This window comes from Mucilaginibacter sp. P5_A4, from assembly GCF_056400605.1.
Genome location: NZ_JBFUKX010000011.1, coordinates 107,069 through 127,848, shown reverse-complemented (window position 1 = coordinate 127,848; position 20,780 = coordinate 107,069). Strand labels below are relative to the sequence as shown.

Sequence of the window (20,780 nt, the reverse complement as noted above, 5' to 3'; positions counted from 1 at the left end):
GGGACCAATCATTTTACAATCTATGGACTATCGGCCATCGTCTGTGGATTAAATTATTTATAACTTTGTGCCATGATTATTGAGATATTAAAGTCCAAAATTCACAGGGTGAAGGTAACGCAGGCAGAACTGAATTATGTGGGCAGCATTACAATTGACGAGGCGCTGATTGAGGCGGCCAATATCATACCAAACGAAAAAGTCCAGATTGTAAATAATAACAACGGCGCCCGCTTTGAAACCTATGTGATAAAAGGCGAACGGGGCAGCGGTACAGTTTGCTTAAATGGCGCCACCGCAAGGCTTGCCCAGGTAGGCGATGTGGTGATCATTATGTCATACGCATATATGGAAACCGATGAAGCCCGTGCTTATGAACCAATATTGGTATTTCCTGATGCTGATAATAAGCTTATTAAGTAAATCTGTGCCCCTTAACTGCTATTTTTGCTTTAACCGGGTTTTGGCTTAGCGTTCACGTACCTCAGATCCAATACCGAGCGATACTTTCAAATTGACATCGACATTGGCACCTTTACGCAGCAAATAAACCATCCTTACACGTACACTCGGTTCGCGTACCAAATCATCCAAAAAGTGCGAATTATCAATATCAAGCACAATACTGTTACCTACATTTGGGGTGATATCCTTACGTACAGCCACCAAAACCTCTTCGCTGCCATCGGCTTTTGCCATATATACCCTCAATGATTCTATGTTGCCAATATTATAATCAGATGGGTCTTTGGATTGTAACTTAGCCGATATGATACGCACCTCGCTTATCCGGTTGGCGTTATTGCCATCTTTTGTAAAATCCTGGTCGAAACTGTTTGCTATACTTATAGCTGTATGAGGCTCACCCACCGTTACCGATGCCGGAATTACCAAATTGGCTGTATAAGGAAATGTAGATTTCACTATAGACTGCAACATACCGCAACTCCCTAAGAACAAGGCTATCGTAATCAGAATAAGAAAATGTTTCTTTTTCATAATAATTCAGGTGTTATGTTTAACTACAATTACCCGTTGAATAAGTTTGTAACGCAAATAGTATAATAAAACTCCAGATAAATCAACTYAAAGCAGTAAAAAATCAAAATAAATTTAACATTCTGGTTTTATAATTCAGCGTGTTGCTTAAATAATAATCGGTATTGTTTTATACGGATAGGTTCGCATTTGGGTATATTAAAAGTAAAGTTTTTTTTGCTAAAAAGCAGCCGGATAAATATTATAAAAAATAGTCTTTAAAAGTTTAACAAAACTCTATCTTTGCACCCCGACACTGAGGTCGGGATTTCTCGCCTTCAGTGCATAGGAAAAATCGTTTATGGGCCTTTTAAAGCCTTTAACTTTTGACTTAGAACTTTTGACTTAAAAAAAGCCCTATGCCCAAAGATAATTCCATCAAATCCGTTCTCATTATTGGCTCTGGTCCCATCATTATTGGCCAGGCCTGCGAATTTGATTACGCCGGCTCGCAAGCTGCCCTTTCCCTGAAAGAAGAAGGTATTACCGTTTCTATCATCAATAGCAATCCTGCTACTATCATGACAGACAAGGTTATTGGCGATCATGTTTACCTGCTGCCACTTACCTGTGCAAGTATTGAACAGATACTTACCGAACAAAAAATTGATGCCGTACTGCCTACTATGGGCGGCCAAACTGCGCTCAACCTTTGTATTGAGGCTGCCGAACGCGGAATTTGGGAAAAATACGGTGTAAAAATTGTAGGTGTGGATATAGCCGCAATTGAAAAAACCGAGAACCGCGAAGCTTTCCGTCAATTAATGGTTGATATAGGCGTGGGTGTGGCTAAATCAAAAATCGCTAACTCCTTTTTGGAGGGCAAAGAAGCTGCACAGGATATCGGTTTCCCGCTGGTTATCCGTCCAAGCTATACGCTGGGTGGTAAAGGAGCAGGCTTTGTGCACAAAAAAGAGGATTTTGATGCCGCTTTAAGCAAAGGCTTACAGGCTTCACCTACCCACGAGGTTTTGGTTGAACAGGCTGTAATAGGCTGGAAAGAATACGAACTTGAGCTGCTGCGCGATAACAATGATAACGTTATCATCATTTGCTCTATCGAGAATTTTGATCCGATGGGGATTCACACAGGCGATTCGATAACCGTAGCCCCGGCCATGACCCTGAGCGACCGCTGTTACCAGGATATGCGCAACCAGGCCATCCGTATGATGCGCGCCATTGGCAATTTTGCCGGCGGCTGTAACGTACAGTTCTCGGTTAACCCTGCCGATGAATCCATCATCGCCATTGAAATTAACCCACGCGTTTCGCGCTCATCTGCCCTGGCATCAAAAGCAACGGGCTATCCAATTGCTAAAATTGCTGCCAAACTGGCCATAGGTTACAATCTTGACGAAATAGAAAACCAGATCACTAAAACAACTTCGGCTTATTTTGAGCCTACTTTGGATTATGTGATCGTAAAAATACCGCGCTGGAACTTTGACAAGTTTAAAGGCGCCAACCGTGAGCTTGGCCTGCAAATGAAATCAGTAGGCGAGGTAATGGGCATTGGGCGAAGCTTTATTGAGGCGCTGCAAAAGGCCTGTCAGAGTTTAGAGATCGGCCGGGCCGGTTTAGGTGCCGATGGTCGCCAAAGCCGCAACCTGGATGAGATCATGCACAGCCTGGAGCATCCAAGCTGGGACAGGCTGTTCCATATTTACGATGCCCTGAGCTTAGGCGTTCCTATCGAATCGGTACGTAAAGTTACCAAGATAGACCGCTGGTTCCTGAACCAGATCATGGATGTTGTTAATTTAGAGAACGAACTGCGCCGCTATTCACTGAACAATATTCCCGAGGAATTCCTGTTCACACTTAAGCAAAAAGGTTTCTCGGACACACAGATAGCTTACATACTTGGAAACGTAACGGAAGAGGATGTTTACCAGCGCCGCAAATCCCTGGGAATTAAGCGTGTTTATAAAATGGTTGATACCTGCGCTGCCGAATTTCCGGCACAAACCCCCTACTATTATTCCACTTACGAAGGCGAGAACGAATCCATATCATCTGATAAAAAGAAGATCATCGTATTAGGATCGGGCCCTAATCGTATTGGCCAGGGTATTGAATTTGATTACAGCTGCGTGCATGGTTTGTTAGCCGCAAAAGAATCGGGTTTTGAAGCCATCATGATCAACTGTAATCCCGAAACAGTATCTACCGACTTTAACATGGCCGATAAGCTATATTTTGAGCCGGTTTACTGGGAGCATGTTCGCGAGATCATTGAACTTGAAAAACCTTACGGCGTAATAGTTCAGCTGGGCGGGCAAACCGCTTTAAAAATGGCCGAAAAAATGCACGAGCACGGGATCAAAATCATAGGCACTTCATTTAATGATATGGATGTAGCCGAAGACCGCGGTCGTTTCTCAGACTTGCTGAAAGAACTTGAGATCCCTTATCCTAAATATGGTGTTGCCGAAAGCGCCGAAGAGGCTCTTGAAGTTGCCCACCATGTAGGTTACCCGGTATTGGTTCGCCCAAGCTACGTTTTAGGCGGACAGGGAATGAGTATTGTTATTAACGACGAGGACCTGGAAAAGGCTGTTGTTAGCTTATTACGCAACCTGCCTGGTAACCGTGTACTGATAGATCACTTCCTTGACCGTGCGGCAGAAGCCGAGTCGGACTCGATAAGTGATGGCGATGATGTACACATCATTGGTTTGATGGAGCATATAGAGCCTGCGGGAATCCACTCCGGCGATTCATTTGCCGTATTGCCACCTTTTGACCTTTCTGATCATGTGATTAGCCTGATGGAGGAATATACGATTAAAATTGCCAAAGCATTAAATGTGCGCGGTTTGCTGAATATCCAGTTTGCTGTTAAAAACGATAATGTATATGTAATTGAAGCTAACCCGCGTGCCTCACGTACTGTTCCTTTTATAGCTAAGGCTTATGATGTACCATACATCAACATAGCCGCCAAAGTAATGCTTGGAGCTAATAAACTGAAGGACTTTACCATTGAGCGCAAGCTATGGGGTTATGCCATCAAAGAACCTGTGTTCTCCTTTGATAAATTCCCGGAAGTAAACAAAGAATTAGGTCCCGAAATGAAATCAACAGGCGAGGCTATCCGCTTTATACCCAACCTGCAGGATCCCTATTTCAGGCATTTGTACAAAGAGAAATCAATGTACCTGAGCAGGTAAGAAAGCGTTAACTCACAACACCATTATAGTTTAATGGCTTATAACATTTTCCTGTAACCCCAAGGGGTTACAGGAAAAATATGGTTAAATTTAGTTGCTATAGTTTGAAAGTTAATTTGAATAATAACCAGGCATTCAACCTTAATAACGTTGATCCTGAGGCTTTAGATGACGTTCTTGTAAAAATTGAAAGATCATTTAATATCAGCTTAGAAGATACATCTTTTAAAGATGTTAAAACCTTTGGTAAGCTTTGCGATGTTGTAATTGAAAAAGTAAAGCAAACCAATAACGAAAGCTGTACCACACAGCAGGCATTCTATAAAATCAGGAATGCTATTAATTCAACCATTGCGGCCCCTAAAGAGCTTGTAAAACCCCAAACCAAACTGGAAGATATTTTCCCCCGCGATAACCGTATTGTGGTTATAACCGAGATTGAAAAGGAAATAGGCTTTCAGCTTAACCTGCTGCAGCCCAAACAAGGTATAATAACCGCGTTTGCATTTATACTTTTAGCATCATTAACCGGTTTCTTTTTTCAGCCTGTAATGGCTGCTTTAGGGCTTATCGTGGCTATATCAGGGTTCGCACTTGCCGGCAGGTTTGGCAAAGAGCTAAAAGTAAAAACACTTGGCGACCTGGCCGAAAAAGTAGCAAGGGAGCATTACCTTAAATGCAGGCGCAATGCCGCTACCGTTAACAGGGCCGAAATATCACAAAAACTAAAGGAACTGTTTACTTCCGAATTGTACCTGGAGCCATCAGTATTGAGCCGGGAAGCAAGGTTTAACTAAAAATAGAATGGGGTAATTGGTAAAACGGCTATTTAACTATCATTAGTCCCTTTACCTCAAAGGTTAACCTTCTCTTAGGATCTGTTTTTACCTTATGCTGCTTTTTACCGGTAGCAGTATCCCCGGCAAGGTGCTGCAGATCGTCAGCAATAAATAGCTTTTGGGCCACGCCTTCAATAATCACCATGCGCCCCACCATAGCTTTTGGAATAGTAATGTTATAATTTTTAAAGTGGGCGGCAATTATTTTGCCATTGCCTGCATCTATTTCAAACCAGCCGCCTTTTTCTTTGGTCACCTTTATAACCTTGCCCGCTATTGTTGTGCTAATGCGCGTCTTCTTCCCCATAAACCCTTCTGTTTTACCGGCAGCTATCATGGTAGTAGTATCGGGCTTTTGCCCGTATACCATACCATGTGGTAGTGGTGCACGCAACTGGGCAAACACTATGGTTACGCAAAATACCGGCACTATTAACAGGAGCAGTTTCATAATATAGTTATTGGTGTACAACAACATAAAATGCAAAATGTTGCCTGCCCCGGTTTATTGAATATTACTTGTTACGTTTTAATATAACTAAGCGTATATGTTCACTATAAACTCATTTAGTATGTTCAATTTGCGGGTATTATTTACTTAAATGTTAATGTATGTTAAAATGTCTTCATAAAATAGTAAGCTATAGCAAGTTGTTTATTTTTACTGCTGATAATGCACCCTTGCTTAATTAATTCACATAATTTCCCAATGAACAAAACCCCTACCAAATTAATCCTGTTTGTGGCAATCCTTTTTGCTTTCGCCGGTACAGGATGTCTTAAAGGCAGCGATTCAACCGGCTCAGTTCCGGTTATAACCACAACCGATGTAGTTAAGGATGCTGCCGATACAAGCGCCCACAGCGGCGGATTAATTACCGAAGCCCCTACAAATTCTATTACTAATTACGGTGTTTGCTGGAGTTCAACAAATTCAACACCAACTATTGCCGATTCAAAAACCCAGGATTCTGTTATCCTTTTTAGCTTCGTAAGTAAATTTAAGGGCCTAAAAATCAATACCAAATATTACGTACGGGCTTATGCAACTAACGCTGTTGGTACAGGTTATGGAAACGTAATTACGTTTACAACCGCCGACAATCTTTCTGCAAAGGTTGGAACAGTGAGCACCCTTGCAGGCAACGCTTCGTCAGGGTTTGCTGATGGTAGCGGTACCAGCGCTTCTTTTTATAGCCCACAGGGTATTGCTATGGGTATTGACGGTAATATGTATGTTGCAGATGCACTTAACAGTGCCATCAGGAAAGTTACAACCGGCGGAGCTGTAAATACGCTCACCGGCAACGGAACTATTGGTTATGTTGACGGTTCATTGGCCGATGCGCGTTTTTATGCTCCACAGGGCCTGGTTTTTGATGCTTCGGGCAATATGTATGTAGCCGATTTCAGCAATAACCTTATCCGTAAAATTACCCCGGCAGGTGTTGTAAGTACCCTGGCCGGCAGCGGATCAGCAGGTTATGATAACGGAACCGGAACCGCTGCTTCATTTAATAACCCGCGCGGTTTGGTTATTGATGGCGCCGGCAATCTTTATGTGGCCGACAGAGGCAATAACCTTATCCGTAAGGTTGTTATATCAACAGGAGTGGTAACTACCTTTGCAGGCAATAAAGTAGCAGGGTACCAGGATCATACAACTGCTGTCGATGCCGAATTTAATAAACCTTCGGGCATTGCAATTGATGGCTCTGGCAATATTTATGTGGCCGACGCCCTGAATTATTCGGTGCGTAAAATTACAAGCGCCGGTATTGTTACTACTTATTTAGGCAATGCAAGGCATAAAGTAATTGGCTCCCCATCATCTCTTGCATTTGATGCCAAAGGCAATTTATTCATTACCGACCAAACCGGCAGAATATTTGAAGTTACTGCAGATAAAGTGTTATTACCATTAGCTGGCCTGAGTGCAACCGCCGGCTTCGCCGAAGGTGCAGGAACAAGCGCACTATTTTCTTCGCCACAAGGCGTCGTTGCTGATGCAAGCGGTAATATTTACGTAACTGACTCGGGCAATAACCGCATTCGCAAAATAGTATTAGCATCGTTATAAGCTAAAAGCTGAAAGCAAAAGGCTTAAAGCCATAGCCATATTTCAACAAAAGCTCAGGGACAACCTTGAGCTTTTGTTTTACTACCTAACTGGCTTTAAGCTTTTAGCCTTATGCTTTAAGCTCCTCTACCCAAACAACTGGCCAAATACTTCCTCTATGCTGCTTACTATCTTGATATCGATATCGTAGCGCGATAGATCCATTCGTTTTTTATCCTGCCCGCCGGAGGGAAGGTTGTATTTGGAGATAAAGATCTGGTTAAAGCCCAGCTTTTGTGCTTCGGCAATACGTTGTTCTACCCGGTTAACCGCCCTGATCTCGCCCGAGAGGCCAATCTCACCGGCAAAACAGGTTTTAAACGGTACAGGCATATCCTCATGCGATGATATAATGGCTGCTGCCAAACCCAGGTCGATAGCCGGGTCTTCTACCCTGATACCCCCTGTAATATTCAGGAACACATCTTTAGCCGCCAGCCTGAATCCACAGCGTTTTTCCAGCACGGCCAATAACATACTCATCCGTTTGGTATCAAAGCCCGTAGCGGTACGCTGAGGGGTTCCATAGGCCGATGTACTTACCAATGCCTGTGTCTCTATCAGCATAGGGCGCATGCCCTCCAAAGTGGCTGATATGGTGATGCCGCTCAATGGCTCATCCCGGTGGGATAATAGTATTTCGGAGGGATTGGATACCTCCCTTAGTCCCTCGCCAAGCATTTCATAGATCCCGAGCTCGGATGATGAGCCAAAACGGTTTTTTATAGTGCGGAGGATACGGTAAACATGGTGCCTGTCGCCCTCAAACTGCAATACGGTATCAACCATGTGTTCCAGTATTTTCGGACCTGCTATCATGCCATCTTTAGTAATGTGGCCTATCAGGAACACCGGGGTGGAGGTTTCTTTAGCAAAGCGAAGCATTTCGGCAGTGCATTCCCGTACCTGCGATACACTCCCCGGTGTTGATTCAATGTGTGATGAATGCAGGGTCTGGATGGAGTCGATCACTACCAGGTCGGGCTCCAACGACTCTATCTGCTTAAATATGTTTTGGGTTGATGTTTCACAAAGCACGTAGCAGGAGTTGCCAATATCGGATTTGGGATTTGGGATTTCGGAATTATTCTCAATTTTTGATTTAGAGTTTAGCGTTTGGGATTTAGGATTTAACGCCTCCGGCACCAGGCGCTCCGCTCGCATCTTAATCTGTCTTTCGCTTTCCTCGCCCGATACATACAGCACTTTCAGGTTAGGCATGTTGAGGGCCAGCTGCAGCATCAGGGTTGATTTGCCTATGCCAGGCTCACCCCCAATCAGTACTAATGATCCTGCCACTATGCCGCCTCCCAAAACGCGGTTAAACTCCTTATCGGGGGTAAGCATGCGGTGTTCCTCGCTGAAGGTGATATCAGCAACCTGCACAGGTTTGTTGGCTCTTTGCTGGGTATTTGAGGTAACCTTCCAGGTAGGTACGGCATTGCTGGTATTGCCTTTGTCTATAATCTCCTCCACAAAGGTGTTCCACTGCTGGCATGAGGGGCATTTACCCAGCCACTTGGCCGATTCGAAGCCGCAGCTTTGGCAGAAATATGCGAATTTAGTTTTAGCCATGTTTTCGGATGTGCAGATTACAGATTTTGGATGTGCAGATGATGCATGTTTGGGTCATATCCACAAATATGCAGATAAAGTTTATATCTTGCTAATTTAATTAGTAAAATACAGGAAAATCGCTTTTAAGTATCGATAATATTTTGGCTAAAGCCCTAACTCATTTCTGTCAATTTAACCGTTGGCTGAAGCCCAACGGCAATGATTTAAGAACTGATCCCGTTTAAGGTAGCTAAAAGTTCATTGCCGTCCCATTTATGGGACGGTAGCGAAGGAATAAAAAGCGGCTTCAGCCAAAATTTGCCATGCAGATATTTTAAAAGCGATTGCTATGTATAAATATGACCATTCGCTTCTTATGAGTATATGTGTAGCAAACAGCTTCTCAGACCCTTCGCGCAATTTGCGGCATAATATTTTTATAGCATTTTATACTTATTAATTGAACAAATTTGGATTCTATCAAAACATAGCCAATATTGGCGCTCGCAACGTTACGTTTATGAAAGGCAGATTAGTTATAGCATTTATTTTATTTGTATCAGGTTCGGGGCAGGCTTATGGCAGCATCAAAGGCGCGGATACCATATTTGCTGAAAATTTAAAACCGGTTGGACGGACGATCATCAACAGCCGGCATAATTTAGAATTAATTACTTCTGCCGCGCATTTTGGCTTTAGCTTTACCGGCACTGCCTGTGCAGTATATGTAACCATTGCCACAGCCAACCAACACAACTATCTTCAGTATGAGATGGACGGCGTATATCAAAAACGGATAAGGGTGGAAGGGGGCTCTGCTGGGCCTGTTATTATAAAAGCCAACAGCCCCGGCAAACATACGGTATGGATTTATAAGGCTACAGAAGCACACACAGGTGCCGTAATTATCTCAAAAATAGCCGCACCCGGCATTAAAAATTTGAAAATACCAAAGCTGCCTTTAATTGAATTTATTGGCAATAGCATTACCTGCGGCGCTGCAGCCGACGACTCGGAGATACCTTGCGGAACTGGTGAATATCATGATCATCATAACGCGTACATGGCTTACGGGCCAAGGGTAAGCCGGGAGCTAAAGGCCAATTTTATTTTATCAAGCGTAAGCGGCATCGGTATTTACCGTACATGGAACAGGGATAACCCTTCGATGCCGCAGGTATATGAAAATGTTGATTTCCAGGTGAACAATCCGCAAAAATGGGATTTTAGTACTTATTGTCCTAAAATTGTGAGCATTGCTTTAGGAACAAATGATATGAGTAAAGGCGATGGCACCCCCCGGGCAGCTTTTGATACACTGCGGTTTGTTACCGATTACGTAAAATTTGTGCAGCTGGTAAAATCCAAATATCCTAAGGCTCAAATAGCGTTGCTTAGCAGCCCAATGATAAAAGATACATCAGCCGATATTTTACAACGATGCCTGGTTAATGTAAAAAAACAAATCGATACCATTTATCCTCATGATAAACCGGTGGCCACGTTCTTTTTTAAACCAATGGAGGCGCATGGTTGTTCGGGTCACCCAAGCGTGGCCGATCACCAGGTACTGGCTGAAGAACTTAAGCCGTTTTTTGGCGGGTTGTTGAAAGATTAGCCTCCTCTGCTCCCTTTAGGGGAACTATCAAATAAATCCTTCGTTTCTCAGGACAAACCTTTCAAAACATTATTTCCCGTTCAGAATTTCGCGAAATTTTATCTTTCAGCTTGAGAGCCCTTTTAGCGACATCATTTCCCCGCCAGTGATAGCTTGGTGCCTTATTACACTGGGTATCATCCTGCTGGTGGCTTTCATTTCGTACAGGCAATGAAAAACAAGATGGATGTGACCAGGTTTAATAAAAAAAATAAAAATATTTTTCCGGGCATGTCCAATTAGCATATGCTCAGTCATTATTGGGGTATAAATCAATAATTAAAAACAAAATGGAACAACGAATTAATGTTTTTGAAAAAGGCCAGGGTGCAATGAAAGCCATGTACAGCCTGGGAGCATACCTGGCAAAATCGCCGGTTGAACAATCACTTTTAAATTTAATTTATTTCAGGGTATCACAAGTTAACGGCTGCGCGTATTGCCTTGATATGCACTCCAAAGATCTACGCGCAAATGGCGAAACCGAAGAACGCCTGTATGTTTTAAATGCATGGCGCGAAGCTGCTTTTTATACCGACCGTGAACGGGCCGCGCTTGCCTGGGCCGAAGCGCTTACCAAAATTGCAGGCGGGGCCGTACCTGATGCGATCTATACCGCAGCGCGGGAACAATTTACCGAAGAAGAATTGATTGACCTTACTATGGCGGTTATCACCATTAACAGCTACAACCGCATTAACCTGGCTTTCCCCAACCCAGCGGCAGTTGGAACGTACAAAGTTGGCGCATATGCTCATTAATAATTAATTTGTGACACAAAACCAGGATAAATCATACATCCATTAACAAATATAAAAATGAAAGATTTCGCATTATTATTCAGGCAACCCAACTATGATTACAGCAAAGCATCACCCGAAGAGATGCAGCGCATTGGTAAAAAATGGGCCGACTGGGTTGGAGGTATAGCAGCACAGGGGAAATTAGCCAACAATGGCATTCGCCTTGCTATAGATGGCAAAGTGCTTAAAGCCRGTGGCGTTGTAACTGATGGTCCTTTTGTTGAAATCAGGGAGATGCTGGGCAGCTTTGTTGTGGTTAAAGCCGATAGTTTGGAAGATGCTACAACACTGGCCCACGGCTGCCCGGCGCTGGATGCCGGAGGCAGTGTGGAGATAAGGCCTGTTTTTGGATAGGTTTTGAGACCTTGTTATAAGGCAAATATTGTTCTCGTTAGGGTCAGACTTACGAAGTTTTTCAAACTTCGTAAGTCTTTTCGCTATTAAATAAGCACGTCATTGAAGCTGGATATACCTAAGTTAAAGGATAAAATGGAACACGGCGATTTAAAACATTTATTCCAGCAGGAATTTTCAAAAATGGTTGCTGTTATCAGCAAAGTTTTCGGCTTGCAGCATATCGAAATAGCAGAAGATATTGTAAGCGAAACCTTTTTATCAGCAACCGAAACCTGGGGAGTTAAGGGTGTGCCTAAAAACCCAACCGCGTGGCTTTATACGGTAGCCAAGCAAAAAACGCTGTATCATTTTAGACGGAGCAAGATCTTTGAAAATAAAGTGATCCCCGAACTGGAAATACGGCAGGACAAAGATGTGGAGATTGCTGATTTAAATTTTTCGATGCAGAATATCAGGGATAGTCAATTGCAGATGCTTTTTGCCATATGCACCCCGGCAATTGCCAGCGAGGCGCAAATTGGACTTGCGCTGCGCATACTTTGCGGTTTTGGTATTGATGAAATAGCCGAGGCGTTTTTAACAAATAAAGAAACCATCAACAAAAGGCTATACCGTGCAAAAGAAAAACTAAGGGTCGAAAAAGTAACCATGGAGCTGCCACCAGAACATGAAATACCCAACCGGCTTAATAATGTATTGCATATTATTTACCTGCTTTTCAGCGAGGGCTATTATTCCAAAACCCAAAACCAGATTTTGCGAAAAGACTTGTGTTTTGAAGCCTTGCGCCTGGCTATAATGCTTACCGAATATAAAGGCACCAACATCCCCAAAACAAATGCCCTGCTGGCGCTCATGTGTTTTCATGCCTCGCGTTTTGGCGCCAGGCAAACTGATGGTGATGATTTTGTTTTATATGAGCAGCAAAATGAAGATTTATGGGATGCAGCCCTGGTTAACCAGGGAAGGCATTTTTTAGACCTTTCGGCTCAGGGAAACGAATTGAGCTCGTACCATTTAGAAGCAAAAATTGCTTCCTGGCATTGCATAAAAGAAGATACTGAAGAAAAATGGGAAGATATTTTACAACTGTATAACCAGTTGTTGCTGGTTAACTATTCGCCAGGGGTTGCGCTTAACCGTACTTTTGCCCTATACAAGGCCAATGGCTGGCAGGCTGCATTAGCCGAGGCCGAAAAGCTAAAGCTGGAAAGCAATCATTTTTACTTTGTACTACTTGGCGAGCTTTACAGCAACGTTGATCATGAAACAGCGAAGCTTCATTTTCAAAAAGCTTTTGCCTTAGCCAAAACGCATACCGAGAAACAAAGCATCCAAAAGAAAATTGATACATTAATGATCTTTTAATTTAATGCCCTACCGATGTTATTGCCATAGGGTTAGGGGGTATTGAGATTTAGCCATTGCATTATCCCACAACACAAAGGCTTGCAATAAAGAGTTGCCTGGCGCTTTTTAATTCGATCTTTGTCGCATTTAACCCCTGCATTTGTCATGGCTTAAGCTATCTTTATTAGTGTTTAACAGTTAATTTTGATTAACAACGGAAGCAACATTAATTGACCTAAATTTTTATTATTTAAGCCAAATGAAAACCATATTTGACCAAACAACCAGGGAGGAATTGATTAACAGGATCAGTGCGCTTAACGAAACCAGCACGGCTCAATGGGGCAAAATGAATGTTTACCAGATGCTGAAACATTGTACCCTGTGGGAAGAAATGATGTTAGGTAAACAAAAATATGAACGGGCGTTTTTGGGCCGTTTGTTTGGTAGAATGGCTTTGCCGGATTTTGTAAAAGATGAAACGCCGATAAAGCGAAATCTACCTACCCTTGTACAACTTAAGGTAAAAGAGCCCAGTGGCAATGTAACAGCTGAAAGGAAGAAATGGATGGCCCTGCTGGAAGAATACGCTCATCTTTCAAACAATGAAGTTATTCACTCTTTTTTTGGTAAACTCACTAAAGAGCAGGTTGGGTATTTAGTTTATAAGCATACCGATCATCATTTAAGACAATTTGGCGGTTAGGTTATGGCGTTTTATAAAAAACTTACTGCCCGTTTATACTTATTATTCTTCTTTAATGTTTTTGTTTTTATTGTACATCTCGGCCAGCGATAACAATAACCGTTCAAGGTCTAATGGTTTCGACAGATAGCCATTCATGCCTGCCTTAAAACAATAGTCTTTATCTTCGGTAAGTGCATTGGCCGTCATGGCCAGGATCATTGGTTTGGCCCCGTATATCTTCCTGATCAGCCGCGTTGCTTCCAATCCGTCAATATTTGGCATTTGGATATCCATTAAAATCAATTCATATTTTTTGCTGCTCATCATATCCATTACCTCCTTGCCATCATTTGCAAGATCGGGCTGGTATCCCAGTTTGTTTAAAACCCTGGTGATAAGCTTCTGGTTCATTAAATTATCTTCGGCAATTAACATTTCAAAAGGATATGTTAACGCAAAGGTTTCGGATAACAATGTTTTTTTCTTTTCAACTCCCGGCAAAATTTCTTTTTTTAATTCGGCCTCAATTATATTATAAAAGTATTGCTGCTTAACAGGCTTGGTAAGCACCGAACTAAACAAATGGGCGTGCTTTTTTTTACTTTCATTACCAACCGAGCTTAGTAATATAATCGGGCTTGAATTAGGCAGGGCCCTTATCTTTTTACCCAGGGTTACGCCGTCCATATCCGGCATTTGCATATCTGTAATAATGAGATCTATATTGTTTTCGGTTGATAATATTTTTAAGGCTGCTTCTCCTGAGGTTACGGCAATTGTATTAATATTCCATTTTTCGAGTTGAATTTTGAGGATCCTTAAGTTGGTTGGGTTATCATCAATAACCAATACTTTTTTTCCATCACCTATTCCATTAGCCGGTAATTGGTTTACCTGTTCTAACACTGCTCCTTTTTTGCACTTAATGTTAAAAGTAAAGGTGCTGCCTATTCCCCGTTTACTTTGTACCCCGATAGTACCCCCCATTAATTTAATCAGGCGCTCGCTAATAACCAGGCCAAGCCCGCTGCCACCATATTTGCGGGTTATGGATGAATCAACCTGGTTAAATGCTTTAAATAAATTATCAATCTGATCTTCGGCAATACCTATACCGGTATCTCTTACCCGGAAGATTAATTGCAGCTCGCCGGTTGCTAATGCAGCGGATGTTACATATACAAACACTTCGCCTTTGTGGGTAAATTTGGTAGCATTACCAACCAGGTTAACAAGAATCTGGCGCAACCGCGATCCATCGGCAAAGATATGAGCAGGAACATTATCCTCGATATGGTAAACAAGGTCGATTCCGGCTTTTGCAGATTTTGAAGCAAAAAGATCAAAAACATCTTCTATACATTTTCTCAGGTCTACATCTGCCGGATCGAGCTCAAGGTTGCCCGATTCGATCTTGGAGAAATCAAGAATATCATTAATAACGGTTAATAATGATTCGCCGCTGGTGAGTATGGCATCCGTATATTCTCTTTGCTCACCATCCAATTCAGTATCGGATAACAAAGATGCCATACCCAATACGCCATTCATTGGTGTGCGTATTTCATGGCTCATGGTAGCCAGGAAAGTGCTTTTGGCTAAATTAGCTTTTTCGGCTTCTTCACGGGCCTGGTGCTCCTTTTCCTTCTGCTCTGCTAACTCTTCTGACTGGGCCTGGTATTCTTCTGCCTGTACCTGTAATTCTTCGTTAAGGGTTTGCAGATCATTGGCCTGCCTGCTTATCTGGCCGGTACGCTCATAAACTTGTTTCTCAAGCTCGTGCTTTTGTCTTTTAAAAAAACTTACCCTTAACCGGTAAACTGCATACGAACCGCCTAAAACAAAAATGGCGACTAATGTACGAAACCACCACGTTTCCCAAAATGGAGGAATTATAATAACTTTTATTGATGTTGGCTTATTATTCCACACGCCATCGTTGTTGGCCGCTTTTACCCAAAAAGTATATGTTCCGGCATCAAGGTTGGTGTAAGTTACGGTATGTTTATTTTCAATATACCTCCATTCGGGGTCAAAACCTTCCAGTTTATAGGCATACTTGTTTTCATGGGGTGCAACATAATCCAATGCTGCAAACTCAAAAGTAAATACCGACTGCCAATACTGCAATACTATTTGCTTTGCCGATAAAATGCTTTGTTTTAACGGCGAGTTTGTCGCTTGTACGCTTACCGGTTTGTTAAATAAATCAAACCCGGTTAACCGGACGGCCGGCGGGTTATTATTAAAACTTAACCTGGCCGGATCAATGATGTTAAACCCATTAACGCTTCCAACTGCAATCCTGCCATCTGCCAGTTTTACGCCGCTTGCAAGACCAAATTCAAGACTTTTAATGCCATTATTTTCACCAAAGTTTCTGAAGGTTTTATTGGCCGGATCAAAACGGGTTATGCCTTTTAATGTGGTGAGCCATAAAATACCCGCAGCATCGGCCGCTATAAAATTTATGGTGTTATTAATTAAGCCATTATCCTCTGTATATGCAGTTATCTTTTTTGTTTTAAAGTTATAGCAATTCAGCCCACCCTCCAGGGTCCCTATCCACATATGGTCCTTGTTGTCTTCGTAAAAATAACTGATCACATTACTGGTGAGACCGCTGTTTTCGCTATTTATTCTCTTGAATTTACCTGTGGATGGATTGAAAATACTAATGCCTTTTGAGTAGCCCCCCATCCAGATATTACCATCATGATCTTCATAAAACGCATTTACATAATTGTCGGCAATAGAATTAGGGTCCAGGGGGTTATTCAGATATTTTTTTATCGTATTAGTTTTAGGATCGTAACAATTGGCCCCGCCCTGATATGTTCCCATCCAAATATTCCCTTTTTTATCTTCAAGCAATGCATAAACCGAATTATTGTTGATATCTGCTGCTTGATTCCCTTTAATGAAATGTGTAAACCGTTTCGACTTCAGATCCAGCCTGTCGGCGCCATTATTATAAGTGCCTATCCACAAGGCGTCCTTAGCCCGGTTTATCAATATGCACGATATATAATTACTTAATACGCTGTTTTGTACCGCATCGTTATGGCTGTAATTGATGGAAGTATTTTTAACAACGTCAAAATAATCCAAACCGGCATCGGTAGCCAGGTAAAGACCGCATTTATCGTCTTCGGCCAGGCCCCTGATAATATTTTTTGCAGATGGGGAATTGTTTGGCGCCGATTTATAAGAGGGGAAAACGTTTAGGTATTTGCTGTACTTTAATATCCCTTCGCTAGAGGTGCCTATCCAAACCATATGCTGCCGATCGGCTAAAATCGAATAAATACCATCATTAGGCATATCTTCATTCCCGGCTGTGCCGTTGTTTATTGGCACGAAACTTTTTTTATTGACATCAAACAACTGTAACGTGGTATTGGTACCAACCCAAAGGTTCCCGGCCTTATCGCCCGATAAACAGTAAATAGGATTATAGCCGGTTGCGCTGAAACGATCAATTTCATTTGCAAAACGCCGAAATGTTCCGTTGCTCCTGTGCAATAAGTTTAAGCCTTTATTGGTGCCTATCCAAAGGTTATGATGCTCATCTTCTTCTATTGCGTTGAGAAAATTGTCGCTAATACTTTGGTTATTATTGTCGTTGTGAACAAAACGTTTAAAACCGTTTTTATTTTTGTTCAGCAAATTAAGTCCGTTTTCTGTCCCTACCCACACCTGGTGATAACTATCTTCAAAAATTGTATTCACCGAAGTACCGCTTAAACTGTTTTTATTATAGGGGTCATGAGTAAAATGCTTAAAGCGGGTTTCTCCGTTCATTAACAGGTTTAAACCATTATCTGTACCTATCCACAGGTTATTAGCAGCATCGTTAAAAAGAAATATAATATTATTGCTGCTTAAAGAATTAGGGTTTCGGGCATCTGCTTTATAATTTACAAACTCATCCGTTGCTCGATCCAGCCTGCTCAAACCACCCGTGCGCGTACCTACCCAAATGTTACCCCGTTTATCATTGCAGATAGCCAAAACATTATTGGCCGGTAAGCTTTTGTTGTTGTTTGATAAATGCTTGTATGCGGTAAATTTATAGCCATCAAACTTGTTCAGGCCATCCTGGGTACCAAACCACATAAAACCATAGCTATCTTTTAATATATAGAATATGGTATTTTGCGATAAACCGTTGGCACTGTTAAACCTGGTTAATTTTTGCCCAATATCCTGTCCGGACACTTTGCTGTATATTACAACAAAAAAAAACAGGATTAACGACAAAGGGGGCTTTTTGTACATTATTAAGAATTATCGACACCTGCATTATACGTTTTTTTTAGTTAAATGTTTAAACTTATTTGGACAGAGATTGTTGGACAAAGGATTATCGGACGAAAGACAAAGGACTTCTTTCTTTTAGACCAGTTTAATCTTATTTGGACAAAGGATTATCGGACAAAAGACAAAGGACTACTGTTCTTTTAGACCAGTATTCCGCGAAATTATATCAGCCTCAAATCTCCCCAAACAAAAAATGTGCAGACGTTTCACCAACATCTGCACATCCAATATCTGCACATTTGAAATCTATAATTTGATCTCTTCGTCTTTACTGGAGAAGAAGTGGAACTCGGTGATCTGGTAAGCGGGGTTACTTTTAACCTTAATCCACTGACCGTATTTCACAAACCACTTCATCTGGCGGGTATAAATACCCTGTTTAATAAAGGCTTCAATATATGGGTGTACGTATAAGGAAATGCCCTTTTCGTTTTGTTCATCCAATATATAATTGAAGTTATTTTCAATGTCATCCATCAGCAAAATGGTTGGCCTAATGGTACCGGTACCATTACATGTAGGGCACACTTCGCTGGTTACAATGTTCATTTCGGGTCTTACACGCTGGCGTGTAATTTGCACCAATCCAAATTTACTTGGTGGTAAAATGGTGTGCTTGGCCCTGTCCAATGTCATTTCGGTACGCAGGAAATCAAACAGTTCTTTGCGGTTTTGCGGTTTGTGCATATCAATAAAATCGATAACAACAATGCCGCCCATATCGCGCAAACGTAACTGGCGGGCAATTTCTTTAGCCGCTTCTTTGTTTACCTGGTATGCGTTCTCTTCCTGGTTTTCTTTACTGGCTGTACGGTTACCGCTGTTTACGTCAATAACGTGCAAAGCTTCGGTATGTTCAATAACCAGGTAAGCGCCGCCGGCAAGGTTTACGGTTTTGCCAAAGGCTCCTTTAATCTGTTTATCAATGCCAAAATGTTCAAATATAGGCTCTTTATGCTTATGCATGCGCACTATACTTTCCATGTCGGGCGAGATCTCATGGATGTATGACCGAATTTCTTCGAACATGCCATTATCATTTACATAGATATGCTGAAAATCGGGGTTCAATATATCCCTGAGGATAGTTGATGTACGCCCGATTTCGCCCAGAACCTTTTTAGCCGGTTCGGTTGACGGCAACCTGGTTATAAATGATTCCCACTTTGATATCAGATCAAGCAAATCCTTCTGTAATTCCTCAACGCCTTTACCTTCAGATACCGTACGGATAATTACACCAAAATGCTTTGGCTTAATACTTTCAACAACCTTACGCAGGCGGTTACGCTCTGTATTGCTTTTTATTTTTTTGGAGATAGAGATGGCTTCCGAAAACGGGACCAGTACTACATATCGCCCTGCGATAGAAAGATCAGAACTTAAACGCGGTCCTTTGGTTGATATTGGTTCTTTGGCTATTTGTACCGGTATAAGCTGGCCCTTTGTCAATATATCAGAGATCTTGCCTCCTTTATTGATATCGGCTTCCAGCTTAAAGCCATCCAAAAGCTTTGACTGATATCCCCCGCTACGTACCTGTTTGGTCAGCTTCAGCAGGCTCTGCACCTGCGGACCAAGATCAAGGTAATGCAAAAAGGCATCCTTCTCGTAGCCTACATCCACAAAGGCGGCATTTAAACTGGGCATAATTTTCTTTATACGCCCAAGGTAAATGTCTCCAACAGTATAATTATTGCTGGTTTGTTCTTTGTGAAGTTCTACAAGTTGTTTGTCCTGTAATAATGCAATGGTAGCCCCATTGGGGGATGAATCGATAATTAATTCTTTTATCAACTGCTACTCCATTTCTTAAAACGGCAAAAACCGTATGTAAATAAGTGGGTAAAAAACACTCGTAATAAAAAGTTACCCACCTTTAATAAAGGCGGGTAAAATCTGCTAACATATAGCAGCTTATTTCTTTTTATGTCTGTTTTTTCTTAAACGTTTTTTACGTTTGTGGGTAGCCATTTTGTGTCTTTTACGTTTTTTACCGCTCGGCATAGTAATAATTTTTAAATGTGATTAATTCTTTAATTCTTTTATGTATTCATCAATACGTTGCCCAAACACAGGGTCGGGCATCATTTCTTTGCATTTTTGGTAAGCGTCAATAGCTTCCTTTTTCATGCCCAGTTGTTTGTAACTTTCGGCCAGGTAAAATGTTGGCTCCAGTTCAGTTTTTTGGGCAAGTAATGTTTTAAACCTTGTAACCGCTTTTTCGTACTGGCCCGATTTCATGGCAAACATCCCTAAATTGAGGTTTGCGTTCCAGTTCTTCGGGTCTTTTTTTACTACTTCAAGCAATAAGGCTATACCTTGCATAGGGCTGGCAGCGCCATTTACATATGCTATGCCTAATCCTGTTTTGCCTGCAAGGCTTTCAGGTTGTAACTTTAAGGCGTTTTGAAAAGCCTCTGCAGCGTTACTTACAAAAGCGGGCTGCAATAAAGTATCCTGGGTAAGTTTGTATGCATCGTTAAAACGATTACCTGCATTTAACCAATCTTCGGCTTTATTTTGCTTACGGGCCAATGCCTGGTAGTAAAATGCTGCTGGTGCAGGCTGGTTATCATCATCCCACTGTTTTGCCAGTTGCTGTTGCAACTTATTGGCATCAGTGCCCGATGCGTTTTTCAATTGCCCTTCAAGGTCGTTTATCTTGGCTGCCAAACCCGCCCCAATCGCGGTTTTGGCCGGTTCTGATACCATATCAACCGTTACTGTGGTGGCCTTGCGGCTGGTAAGTACGTTTGTTTTATCGCTTTTGGCCTCTTTGGGTTTTATTAAACCTTTAACAGGTAAATAATACAAATAGCCCATAACAATAACTATTGCTACACTAACGGCTATTTGTTTTTTATACATAT

General features: G+C 42.0%; 15 protein-coding genes. 9 read left to right on the top strand and 6 right to left on the bottom strand.

What is annotated here, in order from left to right; genetic code table 11:
* Positions 1–72: 72 nt before the first annotated feature.
* Positions 73–423: an aspartate 1-decarboxylase gene (gene panD, locus AC1DQW_RS09545; protein ID WP_477415671.1), complete on the top strand. Its 351-nt coding sequence runs from the start codon at positions 73–75 to the stop codon at positions 421–423.
* Positions 424–468: 45 nt separating this feature from the next.
* On the opposite strand, the gene AC1DQW_RS09540 is transcribed toward panD, so the two are convergent.
* Complete coding sequence (locus AC1DQW_RS09540) at positions 469–999, bottom strand: hypothetical protein (RefSeq protein ID WP_477415673.1); 531 nt, start codon at positions 997–999, stop codon at positions 469–471.
* Between the two features lie 398 nt (positions 1,000–1,397).
* On the opposite strand from AC1DQW_RS09540, the gene carB reads away from it, so the two are divergent.
* On the top strand, positions 1,398–4,214 hold the full coding sequence (carB, locus tag AC1DQW_RS09535; RefSeq protein ID WP_477453866.1) for a carbamoyl-phosphate synthase large subunit: 2,817 nt from the start codon (positions 1,398–1,400) through the stop codon (positions 4,212–4,214).
* A 104-nt stretch (positions 4,215–4,318) separates the two neighbouring features.
* Positions 4,319–5,011, top strand: coding sequence for a hypothetical protein (locus AC1DQW_RS09530; protein WP_477453865.1), 693 nt, complete (start codon positions 4,319–4,321; stop codon positions 5,009–5,011).
* A 28-nt stretch (positions 5,012–5,039) separates the two neighbouring features.
* Here AC1DQW_RS09530 and AC1DQW_RS09525 read toward each other — a convergent pair whose 3' ends face one another.
* Positions 5,040–5,504 carry a DUF4920 domain-containing protein gene (locus AC1DQW_RS09525; RefSeq protein ID WP_477453864.1) on the bottom strand — a complete coding sequence of 155 codons (465 nt, stop codon included), beginning with the start codon at positions 5,502–5,504 and terminating at the stop codon, positions 5,040–5,042.
* Between the two features lie 258 nt (positions 5,505–5,762).
* Between AC1DQW_RS09525 and AC1DQW_RS09520 the strand changes: the two genes are divergently transcribed.
* Complete coding sequence (locus AC1DQW_RS09520; RefSeq protein WP_477453863.1) at positions 5,763–7,133, top strand: NHL repeat-containing protein; 1,371 nt, start codon at positions 5,763–5,765, stop codon at positions 7,131–7,133.
* Between the two features lie 126 nt (positions 7,134–7,259).
* On the opposite strand, the gene radA is transcribed toward AC1DQW_RS09520, so the two are convergent.
* Positions 7,260–8,747 (bottom strand): DNA repair protein RadA, encoded by a 1,488-nt coding sequence (radA, locus tag AC1DQW_RS09515; RefSeq protein WP_477403274.1) that lies wholly within the window; start codon positions 8,745–8,747, stop codon positions 7,260–7,262.
* Positions 8,748–9,249: 502 nt separating this feature from the next.
* Here radA and AC1DQW_RS09510 point away from each other — a divergent pair.
* The 5 genes from AC1DQW_RS09510 to AC1DQW_RS09490 all read left to right on the top strand — a co-directional run bounded on the left by AC1DQW_RS09510 (position 9,250) and on the right by AC1DQW_RS09490 (position 13,602).
* Entirely contained in the window at positions 9,250–10,347 is a 1,098-nt protein-coding gene (locus tag AC1DQW_RS09510; RefSeq protein ID WP_477453862.1) for an SGNH/GDSL hydrolase family protein, read from the top strand.
* A gap of 329 nt (positions 10,348–10,676) precedes the next feature.
* The gene (locus AC1DQW_RS09505; RefSeq protein ID WP_477453861.1) at positions 10,677–11,147 is read left to right on the top strand and encodes a carboxymuconolactone decarboxylase family protein; all 471 of its coding nucleotides are present in this window, start codon (positions 10,677–10,679) and stop codon (positions 11,145–11,147) included.
* Between the two features lie 57 nt (positions 11,148–11,204).
* On the top strand, positions 11,205–11,543 hold the full coding sequence (locus AC1DQW_RS09500; protein WP_477453860.1) for a YciI family protein: 339 nt from the start codon (positions 11,205–11,207) through the stop codon (positions 11,541–11,543).
* A gap of 102 nt (positions 11,544–11,645) precedes the next feature.
* A complete protein-coding gene (locus AC1DQW_RS09495; RefSeq protein WP_477453859.1) occupies positions 11,646–12,914 on the top strand; it encodes an RNA polymerase sigma factor in 1,269 nt (422 codons plus the stop codon).
* 241 nt (positions 12,915–13,155) lie between these two features.
* Complete coding sequence (locus AC1DQW_RS09490; protein WP_477453858.1) at positions 13,156–13,602, top strand: DinB family protein; 447 nt, start codon at positions 13,156–13,158, stop codon at positions 13,600–13,602.
* A gap of 42 nt (positions 13,603–13,644) precedes the next feature.
* Here the strand turns inward: AC1DQW_RS09490 and AC1DQW_RS09485 are convergent, their stop codons facing one another.
* The 3 genes from AC1DQW_RS09485 to AC1DQW_RS09475 all read right to left on the bottom strand — a co-directional run bounded on the left by AC1DQW_RS09485 (position 13,645) and on the right by AC1DQW_RS09475 (position 20,778).
* Positions 13,645–17,865: a hybrid sensor histidine kinase/response regulator gene (locus AC1DQW_RS09485; protein ID WP_477453857.1), complete on the bottom strand. Its 4,221-nt coding sequence runs from the start codon at positions 17,863–17,865 to the stop codon at positions 13,645–13,647.
* Positions 17,866–18,153: 288 nt separating this feature from the next.
* A complete protein-coding gene (locus AC1DQW_RS09480; RefSeq protein ID WP_477453856.1) occupies positions 18,154–19,704 on the bottom strand; it encodes an Rne/Rng family ribonuclease in 1,551 nt (516 codons plus the stop codon).
* 231 nt (positions 19,705–19,935) lie between these two features.
* Positions 19,936–20,778 carry a tetratricopeptide repeat protein gene (locus tag AC1DQW_RS09475; RefSeq protein WP_477453855.1) on the bottom strand — a complete coding sequence of 281 codons (843 nt, stop codon included), beginning with the start codon at positions 20,776–20,778 and terminating at the stop codon, positions 19,936–19,938.
* Positions 20,779–20,780 lie beyond the last annotated feature (2 nt).